Source organism: Streptomyces sp. NPDC006140 (assembly GCF_040628815.1).
In the GTDB taxonomy this organism is placed as follows: Bacteria; Actinomycetota; Actinomycetes; order Streptomycetales; family Streptomycetaceae; genus Streptomyces.
The window spans coordinates 64,481-83,537 of sequence record NZ_JBEXTS010000009.1 but is presented as its reverse complement, the minus strand read 5'-3'; the positions used below and the strand labels follow the sequence as shown (position 1 = coordinate 83,537).

Annotated in this window: 16 protein-coding genes; 6 read left to right on the top strand and 10 right to left on the bottom strand. The window is 72.2% G+C overall.

Translation table 11 applies throughout. From position 1 onward, the window contains the following. Nucleotide 1 precedes the first annotated feature (1 nt). Both ABZ386_RS23195 and ABZ386_RS23190 read right to left on the bottom strand, forming a co-directional pair. Nucleotides 2-751: an ABC transporter permease gene (locus ABZ386_RS23195; RefSeq protein ID WP_351342483.1), complete on the bottom strand. Its 750-nt coding sequence runs from the start codon at nucleotides 749-751 to the stop codon at nucleotides 2-4. A gap of 7 nt (nucleotides 752-758) precedes the next feature. Continuing rightward, nucleotides 759-1,541, bottom strand: coding sequence for an ATP-binding cassette domain-containing protein (locus ABZ386_RS23190; RefSeq protein WP_355718425.1), 783 nt, complete (start codon nucleotides 1,539-1,541; stop codon nucleotides 759-761). Nucleotides 1,542-1,620: 79 nt separating this feature from the next. Here ABZ386_RS23190 and ABZ386_RS23185 point away from each other — a divergent pair, with 79 nt between their 5' ends. The 4 genes from ABZ386_RS23185 to ABZ386_RS23170 all read left to right on the top strand — a co-directional run bounded on the left by ABZ386_RS23185 (nucleotide 1,621) and on the right by ABZ386_RS23170 (nucleotide 6,460). After that, nucleotides 1,621-2,262 carry a TetR/AcrR family transcriptional regulator gene (locus ABZ386_RS23185; RefSeq protein ID WP_114255335.1) on the top strand — a complete coding sequence of 214 codons (642 nt, stop codon included), beginning with the start codon at nucleotides 1,621-1,623 and terminating at the stop codon, nucleotides 2,260-2,262. Nucleotides 2,263-2,387: 125 nt separating this feature from the next. After that, nucleotides 2,388-3,236: a 3-hydroxyacyl-CoA dehydrogenase family protein gene (locus ABZ386_RS23180; protein ID WP_358965713.1), complete on the top strand. Its 849-nt coding sequence runs from the start codon at nucleotides 2,388-2,390 to the stop codon at nucleotides 3,234-3,236. A 149-nt stretch (nucleotides 3,237-3,385) separates the two neighbouring features. Then, nucleotides 3,386-3,709, top strand: a complete 324-nt coding sequence (locus ABZ386_RS23175) for an STAS domain-containing protein (protein WP_358965711.1) — start codon at nucleotides 3,386-3,388, stop codon at nucleotides 3,707-3,709. A 267-nt stretch (nucleotides 3,710-3,976) separates the two neighbouring features. Continuing rightward, nucleotides 3,977-6,460, top strand: a complete 2,484-nt coding sequence (locus tag ABZ386_RS23170; protein WP_358965709.1) for an ATP-binding protein — start codon at nucleotides 3,977-3,979, stop codon at nucleotides 6,458-6,460. Nucleotides 6,461-6,516: 56 nt separating this feature from the next. On the opposite strand, the gene nucS is transcribed toward ABZ386_RS23170, so the two are convergent. Further along, nucleotides 6,517-7,188 (bottom strand): endonuclease NucS, encoded by a 672-nt coding sequence (nucS, locus tag ABZ386_RS23165; RefSeq protein WP_198678284.1) that lies wholly within the window; start codon nucleotides 7,186-7,188, stop codon nucleotides 6,517-6,519. 252 nt (nucleotides 7,189-7,440) lie between these two features. Between nucS and ABZ386_RS23160 the strand changes: the two genes are divergently transcribed. After that, entirely contained in the window at nucleotides 7,441-7,833 is a 393-nt protein-coding gene (locus tag ABZ386_RS23160) for an SCO5389 family protein (protein ID WP_010040113.1), read from the top strand. Between the two features lie 84 nt (nucleotides 7,834-7,917). On the opposite strand, the gene ABZ386_RS23155 is transcribed toward ABZ386_RS23160, so the two are convergent. Next, complete coding sequence (locus ABZ386_RS23155) at nucleotides 7,918-8,946, bottom strand: LLM class flavin-dependent oxidoreductase (protein WP_351342493.1); 1,029 nt, start codon at nucleotides 8,944-8,946, stop codon at nucleotides 7,918-7,920. Nucleotides 8,947-9,201: 255 nt separating this feature from the next. Between ABZ386_RS23155 and ABZ386_RS23150 the strand changes: the two genes are divergently transcribed. After that, a complete protein-coding gene (locus ABZ386_RS23150; RefSeq protein ID WP_358965708.1) occupies nucleotides 9,202-9,531 on the top strand; it encodes an ATP/GTP-binding protein in 330 nt (109 codons plus the stop codon). A 21-nt stretch (nucleotides 9,532-9,552) separates the two neighbouring features. On the opposite strand, the gene ABZ386_RS23145 is transcribed toward ABZ386_RS23150, so the two are convergent. The 6 genes from ABZ386_RS23145 to scy form a co-directional block, all read right to left on the bottom strand. Continuing rightward, complete coding sequence (locus ABZ386_RS23145; RefSeq protein ID WP_351342495.1) at nucleotides 9,553-10,434, bottom strand: ABC transporter permease subunit; 882 nt, start codon at nucleotides 10,432-10,434, stop codon at nucleotides 9,553-9,555. Continuing rightward, nucleotides 10,431-11,852: an ATP-binding cassette domain-containing protein gene (locus tag ABZ386_RS23140; RefSeq protein WP_351342497.1), complete on the bottom strand. Its 1,422-nt coding sequence runs from the start codon at nucleotides 11,850-11,852 to the stop codon at nucleotides 10,431-10,433. Before ABZ386_RS23140 ends, ABZ386_RS23145 begins: the two co-directional genes overlap by 4 nt. A gap of 122 nt (nucleotides 11,853-11,974) precedes the next feature. Continuing rightward, the gene (locus tag ABZ386_RS23135; protein ID WP_351342500.1) at nucleotides 11,975-12,745 is read right to left on the bottom strand and encodes an ABC transporter permease; all 771 of its coding nucleotides are present in this window, start codon (nucleotides 12,743-12,745) and stop codon (nucleotides 11,975-11,977) included. A 2-nt stretch (nucleotides 12,746-12,747) separates the two neighbouring features. Continuing rightward, entirely contained in the window at nucleotides 12,748-13,707 is a 960-nt protein-coding gene (locus tag ABZ386_RS23130; RefSeq protein ID WP_351342502.1) for an ABC transporter ATP-binding protein, read from the bottom strand. An 86-nt stretch (nucleotides 13,708-13,793) separates the two neighbouring features. After that, nucleotides 13,794-14,729, bottom strand: coding sequence for a cellulose-binding protein (locus ABZ386_RS23125; RefSeq protein ID WP_010040099.1), 936 nt, complete (start codon nucleotides 14,727-14,729; stop codon nucleotides 13,794-13,796). 183 nt (nucleotides 14,730-14,912) lie between these two features. After that, nucleotides 14,913-18,860 (bottom strand): polarized growth protein Scy, encoded by a 3,948-nt coding sequence (gene scy / locus ABZ386_RS23120; protein WP_358965706.1) that lies wholly within the window; start codon nucleotides 18,858-18,860, stop codon nucleotides 14,913-14,915. Between the last annotated feature and the right edge of the window lie 197 nt (nucleotides 18,861-19,057).

Sequence of the window (19,057 nt, the reverse complement as noted above, 5' to 3'; positions counted from 1 at the left end):
GTTATGCCCCGGCCGTTCGGAACACGCGTGTGCCGACCGTCACGGACAGGGCGGCGAAGGCGACGGCCACGAGGACGCCGTACAGCATGTGCGCGCTCGCGTACGTGCCCACGTAAGCGTCCCGTACCGCGTCCACCAGATAGCGGAACGGCATGAAGTGCGACAGCACGTCCAGCCAGGCCGGGCCCAGGGTCATCGGCAGCATCAGGCCGGACAGCAGCATCGACGGCATGGTCAGCGCGTTGATCGCCGGGCCGAAGGTCTGCGGGGTGTTCATCCGCATCGCCAGCGCGTACGACAGCGCGGCCAGCGACACCGTGAGCAGGGCGACGAAGCCGAAACCGATCAGGACGCCGGCGAGCGGTGCCCGCAGGCCCATCGCCACCGCCGCCAGCACCAGCAGCACGGCCTGGAAGACGAACACCGTGGCGTCCCGCAGCACCCGGCCGAGCAGCAGGGCCAGTCGGCTCACCGGGGTGACGCGCATCCGCTCGACCACGCCCTGCCCCTTCTCGATGATGATCGCGAACCCCGCGAAGGAGGCTCCGAAGAGGCCGAGTTGGCACAGCAGCCCGGGGACGAGCACCTGCCAGGAGCTGCCCCGCTCGCCGAGCGGCAGGTCGGTCAGCAGCGGACCGAAGAAGAGGAGATAGAGGAGCGGCATCAGCACGCCGAACAGCAGCGCGAAGCGGGACCGCAGGGACTGGCGCAGATAGCGGCCGTAGATGAGGGCGGTGTCGTGCAACAGCATGGCGGTCCTATACGGCGACGGGGGTCTGGTCGGTGGGTGCGGCGCTGCGGCCGGTGATGGCGAGGAACGTGTCCTGGAGCGTGGCGTCGATCGAGCCGCCATAGCGCAGCTTCAGCGCGCTCGGCGTGCCCTCGGCGACGACCACGCCCCGGTCGACGACGACCAGCCGGTCGGAGAGGGCGTCGGCCTCGTCGAGGTAGTGGGTGGTCAGGAAGACCGTCGTGCCGTGCTCGTCGCGCAGGCGCCGGACCAGGTCCCACAGGTCGGCGCGGCTGGCCGGGTCGAGGCCGGTCGTCGGCTCGTCGAGGAACAGCACCTCCGGGCGGTGGGTGAGCGCCATGGCGATGTCCAGCCGGCGCCGCTGCCCGCCGGAGAGCGCGCCGCACTTGCGGTCGAGCAGCTCGGTGAGCCCGAGGTCGCGGGCCAGCTCCTCGGCGCGCTCGGCGGCCCGCGCCCTGGTCAGCCGGTACAGGCGCCCCTGGGTGACCAGCTCCTCGCGCACGCTGATCTGCGGGTCGACCCCGCCGGACTGCGCCACGTAGCCGCAGGCCCGCCGTACTCCGGCCGGGTCGGTCGCCAGGTCGCGGCCCGCGACGGTGGCGGCGCCGCCGGTCGGTGCCAGCAGGGTCGTCAGCATCCGCAGGGTCGTGGTCTTGCCGGCCCCGTTCGGGCCGAGGAAGCCGAGGATCTCGCCCCGGCGGACGGTCAGGTCGATGCCGCGCACGGCCTCCACGGGGCCCTGCTTGGTCTGGAAGGTCCGGGCCAGACCGGCCGTACTGATGATGGTCATGACCCCAGAAAAACAGAGTCTCTTAAATTTTGCAATGACCCCAAGTTTTCAGTCGCCCCAAGCTAGCTAGGATTCGGGTATGGCAGAGGGACTCAGGGAGCGGAAGAAGCGCGAGACCAGGCAGCGCATCTCGGACATCGCCACCGGGCTGTTCCTGGAGCGCGGCTTCATGGCGGTGACGATCGCGGACGTGGCCGACGCGGCCGACGTCTCCGTCAACACCGTCTACAACTACTTCCCGGCCAAGGAGGACCTCTTCTTCGACCGCTCCCAGGGAGTCGTCGACCGCCTCTCCCGCTGGGTGCGCGGCCGTGACCCGGGGGAGTCGGCCGCCCGGGCGGTGCTGCGGGAACTGCGCGCCGAGATCGAGGCCGTCTCCCCCCGGATGGGCCTCATCGAGGGCTACGACCGCTTCATGCGCTGCATCGACGAGGCGCCGCCGCTGCGCTCCCGGCTGTGGCGCATCCAGCAGCAGGTCCAGGACAACCTGGAGACGACCCTCCGCGAGGAGACCGGCGCCGGTGCCGGCGACCCGCTGCCGAGGCTGATCGCCGGTCAGATCTGCTGGGTCCACGGCACCGTCTTCGTCTCCATCGGCCGTGAGATGACCCAGGGGCGCAACCCGGACGAAGTGTCCCGGGAGATGCTCGTCCTGCTGGACGACATCGAGGAGCTGTTGAGCGAGAAGGTGCTCAACTACGCCGTCCGAGGCGCGGAATGACACCTGCCGGTGTGATGTCCGTCATGTGAGACGTGACGCGCATTACTTACTGGTCACACGGGCCCTCACGACCGCTAGTGTCCGCCCGAGAAGCAGACATAGCAGCGCGTCAGGGGAGTCGCACAGTGGCAGGGAAGCTCGCCGTCATCGGAGCCGGCCTCATGGGATCCGGCATCGCCCAGGTCTCCGCACAGGCGGGCTGGGACGTCGTCCTGCGCGACGTCACCGACGAAGCGCTCAAGCGGGGCATCGACGGCATCAAGGCGTCGTACGACAAGTTCGTCGCCAAGGGCAAGCTGGAGGCACACGACGCCGACGCCGCCCTCGCCCGGATCACCGCGACCACCGACCTCGACGCCGCGGCCGACGCGGACGTCGTCGTCGAGGCCGTGTTCGAGAAGCTGGAAGTCAAGCACGAGATCTTCCGCGCGCTCGACAAGATCGTGAAGGACGAGGCGGTCCTCGCCTCCAACACCTCCGCCATCCCGATCACCAAGATCGCGGCCGCGACGGAGCGTCCCGAGCGGGTCGTCGGCACGCACTTCTTCTCGCCGGTGCCCATGATGCAGCTGTGCGAACTCGTCCGCGGCTACAAGACCAGCGACGAAACCCTCGCCAAGGCCCGGGAGTTCGCCGAGTCGGTCGGCAAGACCTGCATCGTCGTCAACCGCGACGTGGCCGGCTTCGTGACGACCCGTCTCATCTGCGCCCTCGTCGTCGAGGCGGCGAAGCTGCACGAGTCGGGCGTGGCCAGCGCCGAGGACATCGACCTCGCCTGCAAGCTCGGCTTCGGCCACGCCATGGGCCCGCTCGCGACGGCGGACCTCACGGGCGTCGACATCCTGCTGCACGCCACGAGCAACATCTACACCGAGTCCCAGGACGAGAAGTTCGCGGCTCCCGAGTCGATGCGCCGGATGGTTGACGCCGGTGACATCGGACGCAAGAGCGGGCAGGGCTTCTACAAGCACTGAAACCGCACACGCCCCGGGGTCATCACACCCCGGGGTGAATTCGGTATCGGTTCGCTTACAAGAAGCAACCTCTGCGTCCTCCACACAGTCAGAGGTTGCATCACCGGCATCAGAACGCGGAGCACGAGACGCACGCACGGGGAGCGCATATGCACATCAGGGGCGACCACGCCGAGCTGTTCGTCGGGGGCCGCCTCGACGTCCGGAGCGCGGCGGACGCCCGTACGGTCCTGCACTCGGCCGTCGACGACGGAGTCGGCGACCTGGTGCTGGATCTGTCCGAACTGGACTCCTGGGACGCCACCGGACTGGGCGTGATCATGGGGGCCCACCGGCGGGCCGGCCGCTGCGGCCGGCGCCTGGTGCTGCGCGGCGTACCGCCGCAGATGCAGCGCCTGCTGGTGGCCACCCGCCTGCACCGGATCCTGGCGATCGAGGGGGGCATCGGGGTGGAGACGCTACCTCGCGTGTGACGCCGTGTACGGGTGTGAACCGGGCGACCGGGGAGACCCGGACGGACGTCATCGAATCGTGCGACGCGCACAATCCTCACGAGACCGTGACGTTACGGACGGCGCGGTACCCCGGACTGTCGTAGATACTGTGCGAAGGTTTAGGGTTCGGCTGCCCGCTGCCTTGCCACCCTTCGAGCGGGCCCGGACCAGAAGCGACAGCGCGGTGTGCAGCAAGGCCGGGAGGGGCTTTTCCAGGCACACACACGCTTTTGGGGGGCTTGACCTATGGACCCGAACACCCGGGGACCCGAGGAGTACGGCCACGAGGGCGACGGCCAGGGGCCGCGCCAGCGCCCGCCCCGGGACTCCCTCGCACCCGACTTCGGACAGCACGCGCCCGCGCTCGCCCGCACGGTGCAGCTCGTCTCCGGCGACTTCCTGCTGACCGTCAACCCCGTCGACGGCAGTGAGATAGAAGTCTGCCCGCCCACCGAGCGGCCCGCCCGGCCCGCGAAGCTCACCACGGCCGAGCGCGCCGAGGCCGCGCGCGCCTCCCGGCCGCCCGTCCCGCCCGGCCCCGCGCTGCCCGCCCTGCCGCTGCTGGCCCGCCAGGACGAACGCGAGCGCCTGGTGCGCCTGCTCGCCCGCGGCCGTTCCGTCCGCCTCACCGGCCCGGCCGGCTCCGGCCGCACCCGGCTCCTCGACCTCGTCGCCGACGACTGCTCCGACCTCGCCCCCGACGGCGTCGTCCGGCTCAACGGCTTCGGCCGCTCCTGTGACGACCTGCTGCACGACCTCTTCTACGCGGTGTACAACTCCCCCCTGCACCGCCCGGACAAGGAGGAACTGCTCTCCTGCCTGCGTGAGGTCGGCGCGGTCGTCGTCCTGGACGACCTGGAGTTCGGCGGTGCCGCGCTCGACGAGCTGCTGGAGGCCACCCCCGAGTGCGCCTTCCTGCTCGGCGCCACCCCGGACGTGCCGGCCCCCTCCACCGAGGCCGCCGTCGAGGAGGTCGCCCTCGGCGGCCTGGACCGCGCGGCGGGACTCGACCTGCTGGAGCACGCCGTCGGCCGGCCCCTCACCGAGGAGGAGTCCAACTGGGCGGGCGACCTCTGGTTCGAGTCCGAGGGCCTGCCGCTGCGTTTCGTGCAGGCCGGGGCCCTGCTGCGGCAGCGCGACCGGCTGCGCGCCGGGGAGAGCGCCGTCGACGAGTTCGGCGTCTTCGCGGACGCGCCCCCGGCCGACGCGTACGACACCACCGGCGACGAGGTGCCGCTGCCCTCGCTGGGGGAGGCCGCGGCACCGGCACCGCTGCTCGCCTCCCGGCTGAGCGCCTCCGCCCGCGCCACCCTGCGGTTCGCCGTCGCCCTCGGCGGCGAGGTCCCGCACCAGGCGCATCTGCCCGCCCTGGTCGGCGACACCCACGCGGACGCCGCGCTCGGCGAACTGGCCGCCTGCGGACTGGTCTCCCCGGTCGGGTCCCGCTACCGGCTCGCCGCGGGCGTGCCGGCGCAGCTGGAGGCCGCCGGATACGCCGACGAAGCCGAGGCCACCGCCCGCAGCGCCGCCCAGCACTACTCCTGGTGGGCCGGGCACCCCTCGGTCACCCCGGAGCGCGTGTGCGCCGAGGCCGACGCACTCCTCGCCGCGCTGGCCGTCCTCGGGCCGGTCGCCCGGCCGCCCGCCGAGGGCGAGGAGAACGCGGCCGTGCACCTGGCCCGCACCGCCTCGCCCGCGTTCGCCGCCGGACTGCACTGGAGCGCCTGGGAACGGGCCCTGCGGTCCGGCGCCGAGGCCGCCGGACTCGCCGGGGACGTCGCCGAAGAGGCCTACTTCCACCACGAGCTCGGCATCCTCGCGCTGTGCGGTGGACAGCTCGACCGTGCCCGCGCCGAACTGGAGACCTCCATCGGCCTGCGCGGCGCCCTCTCCGACAAGCGCGGCACCGTCGCGGGCCGCCGCGCCCTCGCCCTGGTCGCCGACCGCTCGGGCACGCCGATCGGGCTCGGGCCGACCGCGGGGGAGGAGGTGCCCGACGCCAGGTACGAGGAGTCGGCGTCCCCGCCCGGCGGTGTCCCGGCGGCCTTCCCGACGCTCCAGCAGCCGTCCTCCCCGGCCCTGGTCACCCACCGCAGCTCACCCGCGCCCTCGCGCAAGGCCCGGGGCGGCCTCAAGGGCCTGGCCCGCCGCAATCTCGTGGCCGCCGGAGCGGGTGCCCTGCTCGTCGCCGTGCTCGGCACGGTGGTGACGCTCGGCGCCACCTCCGACAACGACCCGGGCGCACCCTCCGAGCAGGTCGGGGTCAATCCCTCGGCCAGCGAGGGCGCGGGCGGCGGCAGCCTGGGCGCCGACCGGCCGGTGAACGACAGCAACGGCGACACCGGCGCGGCGACCGGCCGCCCGACCGACCCGGGCCCGGACGGCACGCTCGGCACGTCGGACGATCCGACGCCCACGGGCTCTCCGAGCGGTTCGGCGGACCCGAGCGACTCGGCATCGCCGTCGAAGCCTCCGACGTCGTCGAAGCCGCCGTCCTCGCCGACCAAGCCGCCGACGTCCAAGCCGCCGTCCTCGCCGACCAAGCCGCCGTCGAGTCCGCCGCCGTCCTCGCCGACTCCGACACCCACGGACACCGGCCAGCCCTCGCCGACGACGACCCCGCCGACGACCAGTCCGTCCACCTCGGACTCGGCCAGCGGCCCGGCGCCGACCACGCCCACGAGCACCACCGCGAGTGCGTCGCAGAGCAGTTCGGATCCGGTGATCTGATAAGCCCGCCGCCGCGGCCGAGTGCCGCGGCGGCGGTAGACGAACAGGGGGCGCTGTCAGAACAGCCGCAGCTTGTCGTCCTCGATGCCGCGCAGCGCGTCGTAGTCGAGGACCTGGCAGCCGATGCCCCGGTCGGTCGCGAGGACGCGGGCCTGGGGCTTGATCTCCTGGGCCGCGAAGATGCCGCGCACCGGGGCGAGATGGGGATCGCGGTTCAGCAGCTCCAGGTAGCGCGTCAGCTGCTCCACGCCGTCGATCTCACCGCGCCGCTTGATCTCCACCGCGACGGTCTTGCCGTCGGCGTCCCGGCACAGGATGTCGACCGGCCCGATGGCCGTCGGGTACTCGCGGCGGATGAGCGTGTAGCCCTCGCCCAGTGTCTCGATGCGGTCGGCGAGCAGCTCCTGCAGGTGCGCTTCCACGCCGTCCTTGATCAGGCCGGGGTCGACGCCCAGTTCGTGCGAGGAGTCGTGGAGGACTTCTTCCATCGTGATGATGAGCTTCTCGCCCGCCTTGTTGACGACGGTCCAGACGCCCTCTTCCTCGCCGGTGCCCTCCTTCAGCGTGCAGGGCGGCGACATCCAGTTCAGGGGCTTGTAGGCCCGGTCGTCGGCGTGGATCGAGACGCTGCCGTCCGCCTTCACCAGGATCAGGCGCGGGGCCGAGGGAAGGTGGGCGGTGAGCCGCCCGGCGTAGTCGACGGAGCAGCGGGCAATGACGAGACGCATGGTCGGCAACGCTACTCGACGGGCGCCTGTCGACGCGATTCGCCCTGGAAAACACGTGTTCGGTAATGGCCGATTGTGTGCATGGTGTGCACACCGGGAGTGCCTCATCTGCGCATTCTCCTGGTGCCGTCACCGTCGGTTGCTTACCGTATGAACGGGAGGTCGCGGCGCGTGTACGCAGCGTGTCCGGTGTCGTGGGCTCCCTCATCTGTCAGGCAACCCCTGCTCGTTGGGGGTGCGAGAGGAGAACTCATGTCGCTCGACGTCTCACCGGCCCTACTCGAACAGGCCGAGCGAGGCGAGGTCGACGAAGCGGAATTCGTCGACTGCGTCCGGACCTCCCTGCCCTATGCGTGGGAGATGATCAGCTCCCTGGTGGCCCAGCTGAAGGTGGACGGCGGCGCTTTCGCCGACAACCAGACGCCTCCGCCGGACGAGCAGGCACGCGGCCAGCTGCTGCGTGCGCTTGCGAGTGACGCGATACGCGGCGCGCTGCAACGGCACTTCGGTGTGCGGCTGGCCTTCCAGAACTGCCACCGGGTGGCCGTGTTCCCGCTTGACTCCTCGGTGGACGAGACGCTGGGCCGTTTCACCTCGGTCCGCAGCCAGGTGCTGAACCAGTCGCCCGAGTTCCGGGACTGCTGACGCGGCGCCGCTTGCTTGCCGCTCCGTACGCGGGAGGTGCAGTTCTGTACCGGAGCGGCAAGCCCCCAGGAATCCATCCCGCCCTCAGACGAGTTGGGGCAGCACCTCGGCGCCCAGCCGTCGCACGTTCTCCTCGGTCGCCGCCAGGTCCCCGGAGCCCTCGACGAGCAGGGCGAAGCGGGAGATGCCCGTTCGCTCGCTGGTCGCCGCCAGCCGGTCGGCGCACAGCCGCGGGGTGCCCACCGGGTGCAGCCCGCAGAGCAGTTCGGTGTACGCCAGCGGGTCGCGCATCCGGCGCGTGCGCCCGTCGACCGTGACATGCGCCTCCAGGCCCTGCTTCAGCCAGCCCGGCATCGCCTTCATCAGCGTCTCCGCCGCGTCGACCCGCTTGTCCGCGATCTGGCAGACGCCGGCCGACACATGGGACGCGCCGCGGATCTCCTCCGGCGACCGGCCGCACGCCCGCGCGTGCCGCCGCCACAGCGCGACCATCTCGGCCTTCTCCTCGTCCCCCACGTGCATCCCGAGCAGCATCGACAGCCCGCGCTCGGCCGCCAGGCGCACGCTCGCCGGCGAGGTGCAGGCGACGACGAGCTCGGGCCCCTCGACCTCCGTCAGGGCCTCCGACGGCCGCGGCACCACCGGGACTTCACGGAAGCGGAAACGCTCCCCGTCCGCCGACACGGACGCATCGCGCAGCCAGCGCAGCAGGACGTCCAGGGACTCCGGGAACCCCTGCTCGTACGCCTCCAGGCCCGCGCCGAACACCTCCAGGTCGACCCAGGGGCCGCCGCGTCCGACCCCGAGCGTGAAACGGCCGCCGCTCGTGTGGTGCAGCAGCGCGGCCTGTTCGCCGACGGTCACGGGGTGGGTGGTGGGCAGCACGCTGACCGCCGTGCCGACCCGGATGCGGCGGGTGCGGCCCAGCAGCAGGGCGGCCAGGGTGATGGCCGACGGGCACGTGCCGTACGGCACGAAGTGGTGCTCGGCCAGCCAGACCGTGTCGAGCCCGGCCTCCTCGGCCACCTCGGCCGAGCGGACCGCGCGGTGCAGCGCCTCTCCCTCGCCCTGACCGGGGAACTGGGCCGCCAACACGAAACTTCCAACGCGCATTGCTTTCCTGCTTCCTTGGCTCCGACACGGAGCTCCCCCTACAGCGCATAACCGTCTGACACGTGCCGAGGACACGGCCGGGCGGAGTATTTTGCGGATTGTCTGCAGAATGGGGTGCTCCGCCGGGAGCCCGGGGGGAGCGCCCGCCTCGCCCCGAGCGGGACTTGTGGCGATTGGTGCCGTACGCGTACCCCCGACCGCGCCGCGTAGGCTGGACGCGGCCCGAGCTTCCTGTATAGCCCCGAGAGGTGTCCCGTGTCCCCGCGTCGCAACCGACCCAAGGGCGCCGCTTCGTCCGGCCGGAGCGCCGAGGACGACCGCCCCCGCTACGGCGGCTGGCAGTCCTCGGAGAACTGGCAGGGCGAGAACTGGAGCGTGCGGCACGTGGCCGGCGCGAGCGCGCAGGGCAAGTCGTACCGCTGCCCCGGCTGCGACCAGCTGATCCCGGACGGGGTGCCGCACGTGGTGGCGTGGTCGGAGCACGCGGGCGTCGACGACCGCCGGCACTGGCACAAGGCCTGCTGGAACGCGCGGGACCGCCGCACCCCCGGGGTGCGGCGGTCCCGTAACGCGCCCAGATTCTGACGGAACAGATTCCGAGGGAACTCAGACGTCCCGCTTCTCCAGCAGGGCGAAGGCGACGGCGAACGCGACGGCCGTCGCGCCGAGGATGATCCACAGCGGATCCCAGCCGGACGGGCCGGACTGGCTGAGGGAGTTGGCGTAGAAGACGCTCAGCTGGTTCGGGATGGAGTACTCGAACAGGGCCTGACGGACGTCCTCCAGCGACTGGGAGAACATGAACAGCGCGATCACCAGCGGGGCGAGCACGGCGCCGATCATGATGGTGATGGCGCCCGCCGAGTGCCGGATGATCGAGCCGACGGCGAGCGAGAGCAGGCCCAGCAGCGCGACGTAGGCCGCGATGCCGACCGTGCCCTTGAGCCACTCCCCGCCGGAGGGGTCCTTGGCGCCGCTTCCCTCCAGCATCGCCACGTGCAGGAAGGCGACGAGGGACGCGGACACCAGCGTCACCACGAACGCGACCAGGAAGAACACCACGGCCTTCGCGGTCAGCACCCGGCCGCGGCTCGGGCACGCCACCATCGTGGTGCGGACCATGCCCGTGCCGTACTCCGAGGCCGTGGTCAGCACGCCCAGCGTGATGATGCACATGCTGCCGAGCAGCAGACCGAAGAAGCCCAGGCCGAGCGGGCTGTCGCCGTCCAGGGCCGGGTCGGAGTCGGCCACCACCACGCCGGTCAGCGTGCCGATGCCGACGACGAGCAGGACGAACACGCCGAGCGTCCACATCGTGGAGCGCACCGACCGGATCTTCGTCCACTCGGAGGCGATGGCGTGCCCGAGGTGCGTGCGCACGACCGGGATCGGCGAGGTGTAGCCGGGGCCGCCGGCGTACGGGGCGGAACCGGGCGCCGCATGCCAGGCGGGCGCGGCCTGCGGCATCTGGGGCTGGGGGCTGCTCATCGGGCGTCCTCGGGCTTGGTCAGATCGGAGGTCGGGGCGGCGGCGGGCGCCGCGGCGGGCTGGACGGGGCCGGCGGACGCCGGTGCGGCGCCCGGCTGGGACGCGGGGGGCTGCGGCGCGGGTTGCGCGGGCGGCTGCGGTGCCTGGGACGCCTTGGGCGCGGGCTGGGCGGCGCCCTGCGCCGCCTGGGGCGCGGGCTGCGCGGGGGCCTGCTGTGCCTGCCGTGCGGCCTGCGCGGTGCCCTGCGGTGCCTGAGGCGCAGGCTGGGCGTACGGGTTGGGGGTGGCCGTGCCGGAGGCGGCCGGGGCGCCCGGGGTCCCGGGGGTGCCGTACGGGCCCGCCGGGGCCTGGCCCGGGGCGCTCTGCGGTGGCATCGGGAACGGCTGCCCGCCCTGCTGGGGCGGCGGCGGGGCGTACCAGCCGGGCTGGCCCTGGCCCGGCACCGGCATCGGCGGCTGCGCGCCGGGCGGCAGCGGCTGCTGGAGCCCTTCCTTCTGGTCGATGGTGGAGCGGTAGTCGACGGCGCCCTGCGTCATCCGCATGTACGCCTCCTCCAGCGAGGCCTGGTGCGGCGACAGCTCCCACAGCCGTACGTCGTGGTCGTGCGCGATGTCGCTGATGCGGGGGAGCGGCAGCCCCGTCACCCGCAGCGCGCCGTCCTGCTCGGGCAGCACGTGACCGCCCGACTCGGTGAGCGCGGCCGACAGCTTCTCGCGCTGCTGCGGCTCGGTGTCGGGCGTCCGGACGCGCGCGAAGTCGGCGGAGTTCGCGGAGATGAAGTCCGTCACGCTCATGTCGGCGAGCAACTGCCCGCGCCCGATGACGATGAGGTGGTCGGCGGTCAGCGCCATCTCGCTCATCAGGTGGGAGGAGACGAAGACCGTACGGCCCTCCGCCGCGAGCGCCTTCATCAGGTTGCGCACCCAGAGGATGCCCTCGGGGTCGAGCCCGTTGACCGGCTCGTCGAACAGCAGCACCTGCGGGTCGCCGAGCAGCGCCGCGGCGATGCCGAGCCGCTGCCCCATGCCGAGGGAGAAGCCCTTGGACCGCTTCCTGGCCACGTCCTGCAGCCCGACGACCCCGAGCACCTCGTCCACCCGCCGCGCCGGGATGCCCGACAGCTGGGCCAGGCACAGCAGGTGGTTGCGGGCGGCGCGGCCGCCGTGCACCGCCTTGGCGTCCAGCAGCGCGCCGACCTGGCGGGGGGCGTTGGGCAGCCTGCGGTACGGATAGCCGCCGATCGTGACGTGACCGCTGGTGGGGTTGTCCAGCCCGAGGATCATCCGCATCGTCGTCGACTTGCCCGAGCCGTTCGGCCCGAGGAAGCCCGTGACGGCGCCGGGACGCACCTGGAAGGAAAGGTTGTACACAGCGGTCTTGTCGCCGTAGCGCTTCGTCAGGCCGACTGCTTCGATCATGCTCCGCACCCATCGCAAGGTTCAGGACAGCGGGGCACACGCCCCCGTAAGGGTTAGGAGGATATCGAGGCGCTGACGGTTCCGCCCAAGAGCAGGTAAAAGGTCACGCCAAGCCTGCGCCCCTAGGCATCCCGTTTCTTCAGCAGCACATAGCCGCCGACGAGCGCCGCGAGCACCCACAGCCCCATGATCCCGAGGCCGCCCCACGGCCCGTACGGCGTGTCGTCGTCGAGGGGCGGGACCACCTGCATGATCCTGCTGCCGGCCTGGTCGGGCAGGAACCGGCCGACCTTCTTCGTCGCGTCGACGTTCCCGAGGATGTTGGAGATCAGGAAGAAGAACGGCATCAGGATGCCCAGCGACAGCATCGGCGAGCGCAGCATCGCGGCGACGCCCATGGAGAACATCGCGATCAGGGCCATGTAGAGGCCGCCGCCGAACACGGCCCGCAGCACCCCCGGGTCGCCGATCTCCGCCCGGTGCTCACCCAGCATCGCCTGCCCCAGGAAGAAGGCGGCGAAGCTGGTGACGAGGCCGACCAGGAGGGCGAGCGCGGTGGCCACCGCGATCTTGCTGAACAGGAAGGAGCCGCGCTGCGGCACGGCGGCCAGCGAGGTGCGGATCATGCCGGTGCTGTACTCGTTCGACACTACCAGCACCCCGAACACGATCATCGCGAGCTGGCCGAGACTCATCCCGGCGAAGCTGATGAACGTCGGGTCGAACTCCGCCCGCTGCTGCGCGCCCATGGAGTCGAACTCGTTCTTCGACAGGGCCGAGATCAGCATGCCGAGCGCGACCGTCACGACCACCACCAGCGAGAGTGTCCACACCGTGGACGCCACCGACCGGATCTTGGTCCACTCCGACCGTACGACCTGGGTCACCGCCATGCTCAGTTCCTCCCCCAGCCGTCGCCCCACTGCTGCGGTGGCGGCGCGGCGCTCGTCCCGCTGTGTGCGTGGTACTCCACCGACTCCGCCGTCAGCCGCATGAACGCCTCTTCCAGCGAGGCCTGTTGCGGGCTCAGCTCGTGCAGCGTGATCCCGTGCTGCGCCGCCAGCTCGCCGACGTGCTCGGCCTTGTCGCCGTCCACCTCCAGCACGCCCTCGCCGCTCTCGACGGCGACCACCCCCGCCTGGTGCAGCACGTCGAGCAGCCGCTCCCGCTGCGGGCTGCGCACCCGGACGTACGACCGCGAGTTGCGCGCGATGAAGTCGGACATGGAGGTGTCCGCGAGGAGCCGCCCCTGCCCGATGACGACGAGGTGGTCGGCCGTCAGCGCCATCTCGCTCATCAGATGGGAGGAGACGAACACGGTCCGGCCCTGCGCGGCCAGCGACTTCATCAGGGTGCGGATCCAGTGGATGCCCTCGGGGTCGAGGCCGTTGACCGGCTCGTCGAACATCAGGATCCGCGGATCGCCGAGGAGCGCGGCCGCGATGCCGAGCCGCTGCCCCATGCCCATCGAGAAGCCCTTGGTCTTCTTCTTCGCGACCGACGTCAGCCCGACCGTCTCCAGCACCTCGCCCACCCGCTGCCTCGGGATGCCGTTGCTCTGCGCGAGGCACAGCAGGTGGTTGTAGGCGCTGCGCCCGCCGTGCCAGGCCTTGGCCTCCAGCAGGGCGCCGATGTACGTCAGCGGGTCCTTCAGCTGCTGGTAGTGCTTGCCGTCGATCCGGACGTCGCCGGCGGTCGGGTGGTCGAGACCCAGGATCATCCGCATGGTCGTGGACTTCCCCGCGCCGTTCGGCCCGAGGAAACCGGTGACGATGCCCGGTCTGACGGTGAAGGACAGGTTGTTGACCGCCACCTTCTCGCCGTACCGCTTGGTCAGCCCCTCCAGCTCAATCATGCCCGCCACGCTAGAACGGGACAAAGCCCTCTGCCACCCGAGCGGCAGAGGGCTTTGCGGAGATTCAGACTCCGTATGCCGGGCTGTTACCGGGACTGCTGGGCCGGAACCCCACGGGAGATCGGCTCGTCCTCGGCCGGCGTGCCGGCGGCGGCCACCGCGGCGCCCGTGAGCGTCGCGAGCATCTCGCGGACGTTCGTCAGCTGCGCGTTGATGGAGTCGCGGCGGTTGGTGAGGGCGGCCAGCTCGCGCTCGGATTCCGAACGGATGCGGTCGGCCTTGGCGTTGGCGTCGGCCACGATGTCCTCGGCCTGGCGCTGGGCCGTCTCCACCGTCTGGCGGGCGCGGCGCTCGGCGTCCGTGCGCAGCTTCTCCGCCTCGAGGCGGAGCTGCTCGGCGCGGTGCTCGATCTCGGCGAGGCGCTTCTCGGCCTTGGCCTGACGGGAGGCCAGGTCGCGCTCGGACTGCTCGCGGCGCTTGGCGAGGTTCGTCTCGAAGTCGGCGGCGGCCTGCGCGGCCTTGGCGCGGGTCTCCTCGAAGAGGGCGTCCGCCTCCTCGCGCTTGGACTGCGCGTCCTTCTGCGCCTCGGCCCGCAGCTGCGCGGCGTCACTCTTGGCCTTCTCGACGATCCGCAGGCCCTCGTCCTCGGCCTTGGCCTTGCGCTCCGCGGAGTACGACTCGGCGTCGTTGCGCACCTGCTGGGCCGCCGACTCGGCGAGCTCGCGGTGCTGCTCCGCCGCGCGCCGGGCCTCCTCGCGCAGGTCCTTCGCCTCTTCCTCGGCGAGGCGGAGGATCTTCTCCACGCGCGCGCCGAGACCCGCGTACGACGGCTCGGCGTCGCTGATCTGGGCCTGGGCGTTCTGCGTCTCGAGGTGGAGCTCCTCGATGCGCTTTTCCAGAGCGGTGATGCGGGCGAGAGCGCTGTCACGGTCGGAGACGAGCTTGGAGATACGTTCGTCCACCTGAGCGCGGTCGTACCCACGCCGCACAAGCTCGAAGCCGTAGGGGGAAGTGTCGCTCATGGGGTTCCTGTCGAATGAGACCGGTGAGGTGATAGGTGGAATCCTAGGGGCCGAAACGGTGTGTCATCGAGCGGATGCGCGTTTGGTCTGCAAAATGAGACCCCTTTTGGGTGGCGGACCGCAGGACTGCTTGCCAAAGACTTGGTCAAAGGCCCCAGCACACACCGGATTCGCCCCGGTTCGCTAGCTATCCGAGGACTTGCCACCCGAACGGGGTGCGCCGACGGTTGCACCTGCCTTGACTCCGCTGTCCTTGGACGCGGACGGGGCCTCGAAGGACTCCAACGCCTCCAGGACGTCCTGGACACGGGAGATCTCGGCGTTGATGTCCTCCCGGCGGCGGACCAGGACCTCCAGCTCGCGCTTGCCCTCCTCGACCGTGCGCTTGGCCTCGCGGATCGCCTCGGCCTTGAGCTCCTCGGCCTCCCGGATCAGCGTGGTCTTCTTCTGCTCGGCCTCCTTGAGCAGGCCCTCGGCCTTCTTCACGGCGGCGATCCGGACCTTGCCCGCCTCGGAGTTGGCCTCCGACACGATCTCCTTGGCCTTCGCCTGCGCCTTCGCGAGCTGCTCCTCGGCCGCCTTGACGAGCGCGTCGCAGCGGTCGCCCGCCGACTTCATCGTCTCGGCGGACTCGCGGCGGGCCCGCTCGTGCAGCTCCTCGATCTCCGAGGTGATGCGGTCGCGCAGCTCCTCGGCGCGCTCCCTAATCTGCGTGGCGTCCCGGCGCGCGCCGACCAGCAGCTCGTCCGCGTCCGTCCGGGCCTTCTCCACCAGGGAGTTGCCCTCGACCGTCGCCTCGGACACGAGCCGGTCGGCCTCCGTACGGGCCGCGCCCACCATCGTGTCGGCCTGCGCCTCGGCCTCCGCGGTGGTCTTGTGCGCCTGCTGCTGCGCCTCGGTCAGCAGCTTGTCCGCCTCGGCCGTGGTCTCCGAGATGAGCTTGTCGACCTGCTCGGCCGCCTCGGAGCGCCGCTTGTTGGCGTCCTTGCGGGCCTCGTCCAGCGTCCGGTCGGTTTCCTCGCGCGCGGACGCGACGAGCCGCTCCGCCTCCGCCTCCGCGTCGGCCTTGACGCGCTCGGCCTCGGAGCGGACCCGCTCGGCGTGCTGCTGCGCGGAGCCGACCGTCTCGGCGGCCTCGGCGCGCAGCCGCTCCGCCTCGCCGGTGGCCTCCCCGATCAGCTGGTCGGCCTTGGCGACCGACTCGGCCCGCAGCCGCTCGGCCTCCGCCGCCGCCTCGGAACGGACCCGCTCGGCCTCGGAGAGGGCCTCCGTACGGACCCGCTCGGCCTCGGTGACCGTCTCCATCCGCAGCCGGTCGGTCTCCTGGACCGTCTCGGTGGTGAGCCGCTCCGCCTCGTTGCGCGCCTCGGTGATGAGGGTGTCCGCCTGCGTCGCCGCGTCCGAGCGGATGCGGTTGGCGTCCTCGCGGGCGTCCGCCCGGGTGCGCGCGGCGCTCTGCTCGGCCTCGGCGATGGTGTCCGACGCCTCCGTGCGCACCCGCTGGGCGTGCTCGGCGACCTCCGTGCGGATCCGCTCCGCCTCCGCGATCGCCTCGGACATCGTCCGCTCGGCGAGCGCCTTGGCGGCCTCGGACTCCTCATGGGCCTCACGGCGCAGCCGGCCGGCGTCCTCGCTCGCCCGCTCCCGCTCGGCGTAGGCGTCGGAACGGACCCGGTCCGCCTCCTCCTGCGCCTCCCGCCGCGTACGGTCCGCCGCGTGCTCGGCGGCGGAGCGCAGCCCGGCGATCTCCTCCTGCGCCTGCTCGTGCAGCCCCGCGACGGAGTCCCGGACCTGCTGCGCGTGCTGCTCGGCCGCGGACACCATCTCCGTGGCGCGCCGGTCGGCCTCCTCGACCAGCCGGACGGCCTCGGTCTGCGCCTCCTCCACGCGCTTGCGCGCCGAGGCCAGCAGTTCCTCGCTCTGCTCGCGGGCCCGCTCGCGCTCCTGGTCGGCCTCCTGCCGGGCGCTGCCGAGGAGTTCCTCGGCCTCGCGGCGGCGCCGGTTGGCCTCCTCCTGGGCGGCGGCCAGCGTCTCGGACGCCTCCGCGCCGAGCCGCTCGGCGGCCGCCTGCGCCTCCGCGCGCATCCGGTCGGCGCTCTCCTGCGCCTCCGACTTCAGCCGCTCGGCCTCGCTCGCGGCCTCCGACCGCAGGCGTACGGCGACGGCCTCGCCCTCGGCACGGGCCGCGGACGCGTCCGACGCGGCCTCGTCGCGCAGCCGCTCGGCCTCCGCCTCGGCCTGCTGCTGGAGCGTACGGATCCGCTCGGCGGCCTCGGCGCGCAGCCGTTCGTTCTCCTCGGCGGCCTCGCGGCGGATCCGCGCGGCCTCCTCACGGGCGTCCGACAGGGCCTGCTCGGCCGCGGCCAGCCGCTCCTCGGCGTCCGTCTGGAGCCGCGTCAGCTCCTCGGCGGCCTCCGCGCGGCGGGCCTCCATGGCCCGCTCGGTCTCCTCCTGCAGCTCCCGCGCCGCGCGCTCGGCCTCCGCCTTGAGGGCCTCGGCCTGCTCGATGACCTCCTCGCGGTGCCGCTCGGCCTCCTGCCGGGTGCGCTGGAGGGTCTCCTCGGCCTGCCGGCGCAGGGTCGTCGCCCGCTCGATCGCCTCGGTGCGGACCTTCTCGCTGTCCGTCTGGGCGGTCGTGCGCAGCTCGTCCGCGTCCGCCTTGGCCTTGGCGAGCAGTTCCTCGGCGGACTTCGCCGCCTCCTCGATCTGCGCCACGGCCTCCTTGCGGGCCTCGGCGCGGATCTTCTCGCCCTCTTCGACGGCGTCCGCCCGCAGCTGCTCGGCCTCGCCGCGCAGCCGGCGGGCCTCCTCCTGCAGCTCGACCGTCTTGGCGCGGTACTCCTTGGTGTCGTCCTTCGCCGCGCCCTTGAGCTGCTCGGCGATGTCGTGCGCCTCGGCGCGCAGCCGGTCCGCCTCGGCCTCGGCCTCCTTGCGGATCCGCTCAGCCTCCTCGGCGGCGGCCTTGGTGGTCTTCTTGGCGTCCTCCGACGCCTTGGTGAGGACCTCCTCGGCCGTCCGGGCCGCCTTGGACAGCTGGGTCGCGGTCTCCTCGGCGGTGAGCGTGCGGGCCTTCTCGGCGGCCTCGGTGACGATCTTCTCGGCCTCGGCACGGGCGTCCGCGACGATCTGCTCCGCCTCGGACTTGGTGCTCTCGGCCTCCTTCGTGGCCTCCTCGACCAGCCGGGCGACCTGCTCCTTGGCCGTGCGCGTGCGTGTCTCGTTGGCGGCCTCGGCGCTCGCCAGGGCCTTGGCGGCGGCCTCCTTGGCCTCCGCGACCAGCTTCTCCGACTCGGCCTGCGCCTTGCGCAGCGCCTCCTCGGCCTCGGCCATCCGCTGCTCGGCGGCCTTGCTCAGCTCCTGGGCCCGGCGGCGCGCCGACTCCGACTCCGAGGCGGTGGACGTCCGCAGCTGCTCGGCGTGGTCGGTGGCCTCCTGGGCCTGTGTGGAGGCGGCGTTGAGCAGGCGCTCGGCGTCCGTGCGGGCGCGGCGCAGGATCTGCTCGGCCTCGGCGCGGGCCTCCTCGGCCGCGCCCGTCAGCCGCTGCCGGGCCTCGGTCGTCAGCCGCTCGGCCTCCGCGCGGGCGGTGGCCAGGGCCTGCTCGGCCTCGGCGCGGGACTCCTCCAGCAGCCGGCGGGCCTGCTGCTCGGTGCGGGCGCGCAGCTGCTCGGCCCACGCCACGTTCTCGTTGACGTGCGACTCGACCGTCTGGCGGCGCTCGGCCAGCTCCTGGTCCAGTTGCTGGCGGCGGGTCACCGCCTCCTGGTGCAGCTCCGCCTGGAGGCGGGCCGCCTGCTCGGCGTGCTCCTGGAGGATCCGCTGGGTCTGGGCCCGGGCCTCGCTCAGCTCGCGGTCGGCGTCCGCGCGGATCTGGTCGGCCTGCATCTGCGCGTTGCGCAGCAACTGCTCGGCCTGCCAGCCGATGTCGCCCCCGTCGAAGGAGGGCCGGGACATGATGGTGCGCCGCGCCTCGTGCAGCTTGGCGCGCAGCACCTCGACCTGGTAGCCGAGGTCCTCGGCGTGCTGGATCGCCTTTTCCCGTTCGGTCTTCAGCCGCTTCATCTCGGCTTCGAACCGAGAGAGGTGGTCGACGTCAGCCGCCGGCTCTCGCTCCTGGCTCTCGTAGCCCCGCACTGCGCGGTCCCATCCGTCCCCTGGTCGCAACTCTTTCCGAACGAGCTCCGTCCATCCGCCGAACGGGGCCCCCGGGGAATGGTGTCAGATCATCGGCGGAGCAGAGGCTGCTGCCCCGACGCTCTTCCCCCGAAACCCGGACCCCGGTGGTCCTGCCGTCGCACGGCGGGACCGCGGTCACCCTGGCTGAGCGGCGA

Excerpts from the sequence above, each read along its gene's own strand:
- ABZ386_RS23195 (WP_351342483.1), bottom strand. The coding sequence starts at position 751 with ATGCTGTTGCACGACACCGCCCTCATCTACGGCCGCTATCTGCGCCAG.
- ABZ386_RS23190 (WP_355718425.1), bottom strand. The coding sequence starts at position 1,541 with ATGACCATCATCAGTACGGCCGGTCTGGCCCGGACCTTCCAGACCAAG.
- ABZ386_RS23185 (WP_114255335.1), top strand. The coding sequence starts at position 1,621 with ATGGCAGAGGGACTCAGGGAGCGGAAGAAGCGCGAGACCAGGCAGCGC.
- ABZ386_RS23175 (WP_358965711.1), top strand. The coding sequence starts at position 3,386 with ATGCACATCAGGGGCGACCACGCCGAGCTGTTCGTCGGGGGCCGCCTC.
- ABZ386_RS23170 (WP_358965709.1), top strand. The coding sequence starts at position 3,977 with ATGGACCCGAACACCCGGGGACCCGAGGAGTACGGCCACGAGGGCGAC.
- nucS (WP_198678284.1), bottom strand. The coding sequence starts at position 7,188 with ATGCGTCTCGTCATTGCCCGCTGCTCCGTCGACTACGCCGGGCGGCTC.
- ABZ386_RS23160 (WP_010040113.1), top strand. The coding sequence starts at position 7,441 with ATGTCGCTCGACGTCTCACCGGCCCTACTCGAACAGGCCGAGCGAGGC.
- ABZ386_RS23155 (WP_351342493.1), bottom strand. The coding sequence starts at position 8,946 with ATGCGCGTTGGAAGTTTCGTGTTGGCGGCCCAGTTCCCCGGTCAGGGC.
- ABZ386_RS23145 (WP_351342495.1), bottom strand. The coding sequence starts at position 10,434 with ATGAGCAGCCCCCAGCCCCAGATGCCGCAGGCCGCGCCCGCCTGGCAT.
- ABZ386_RS23140 (WP_351342497.1), bottom strand. The coding sequence starts at position 11,852 with ATGATCGAAGCAGTCGGCCTGACGAAGCGCTACGGCGACAAGACCGCT.
- ABZ386_RS23135 (WP_351342500.1), bottom strand. The coding sequence starts at position 12,745 with ATGGCGGTGACCCAGGTCGTACGGTCGGAGTGGACCAAGATCCGGTCG.
- ABZ386_RS23130 (WP_351342502.1), bottom strand. The coding sequence starts at position 13,707 with ATGATTGAGCTGGAGGGGCTGACCAAGCGGTACGGCGAGAAGGTGGCG.
- ABZ386_RS23125 (WP_010040099.1), bottom strand. The coding sequence starts at position 14,729 with ATGAGCGACACTTCCCCCTACGGCTTCGAGCTTGTGCGGCGTGGGTAC.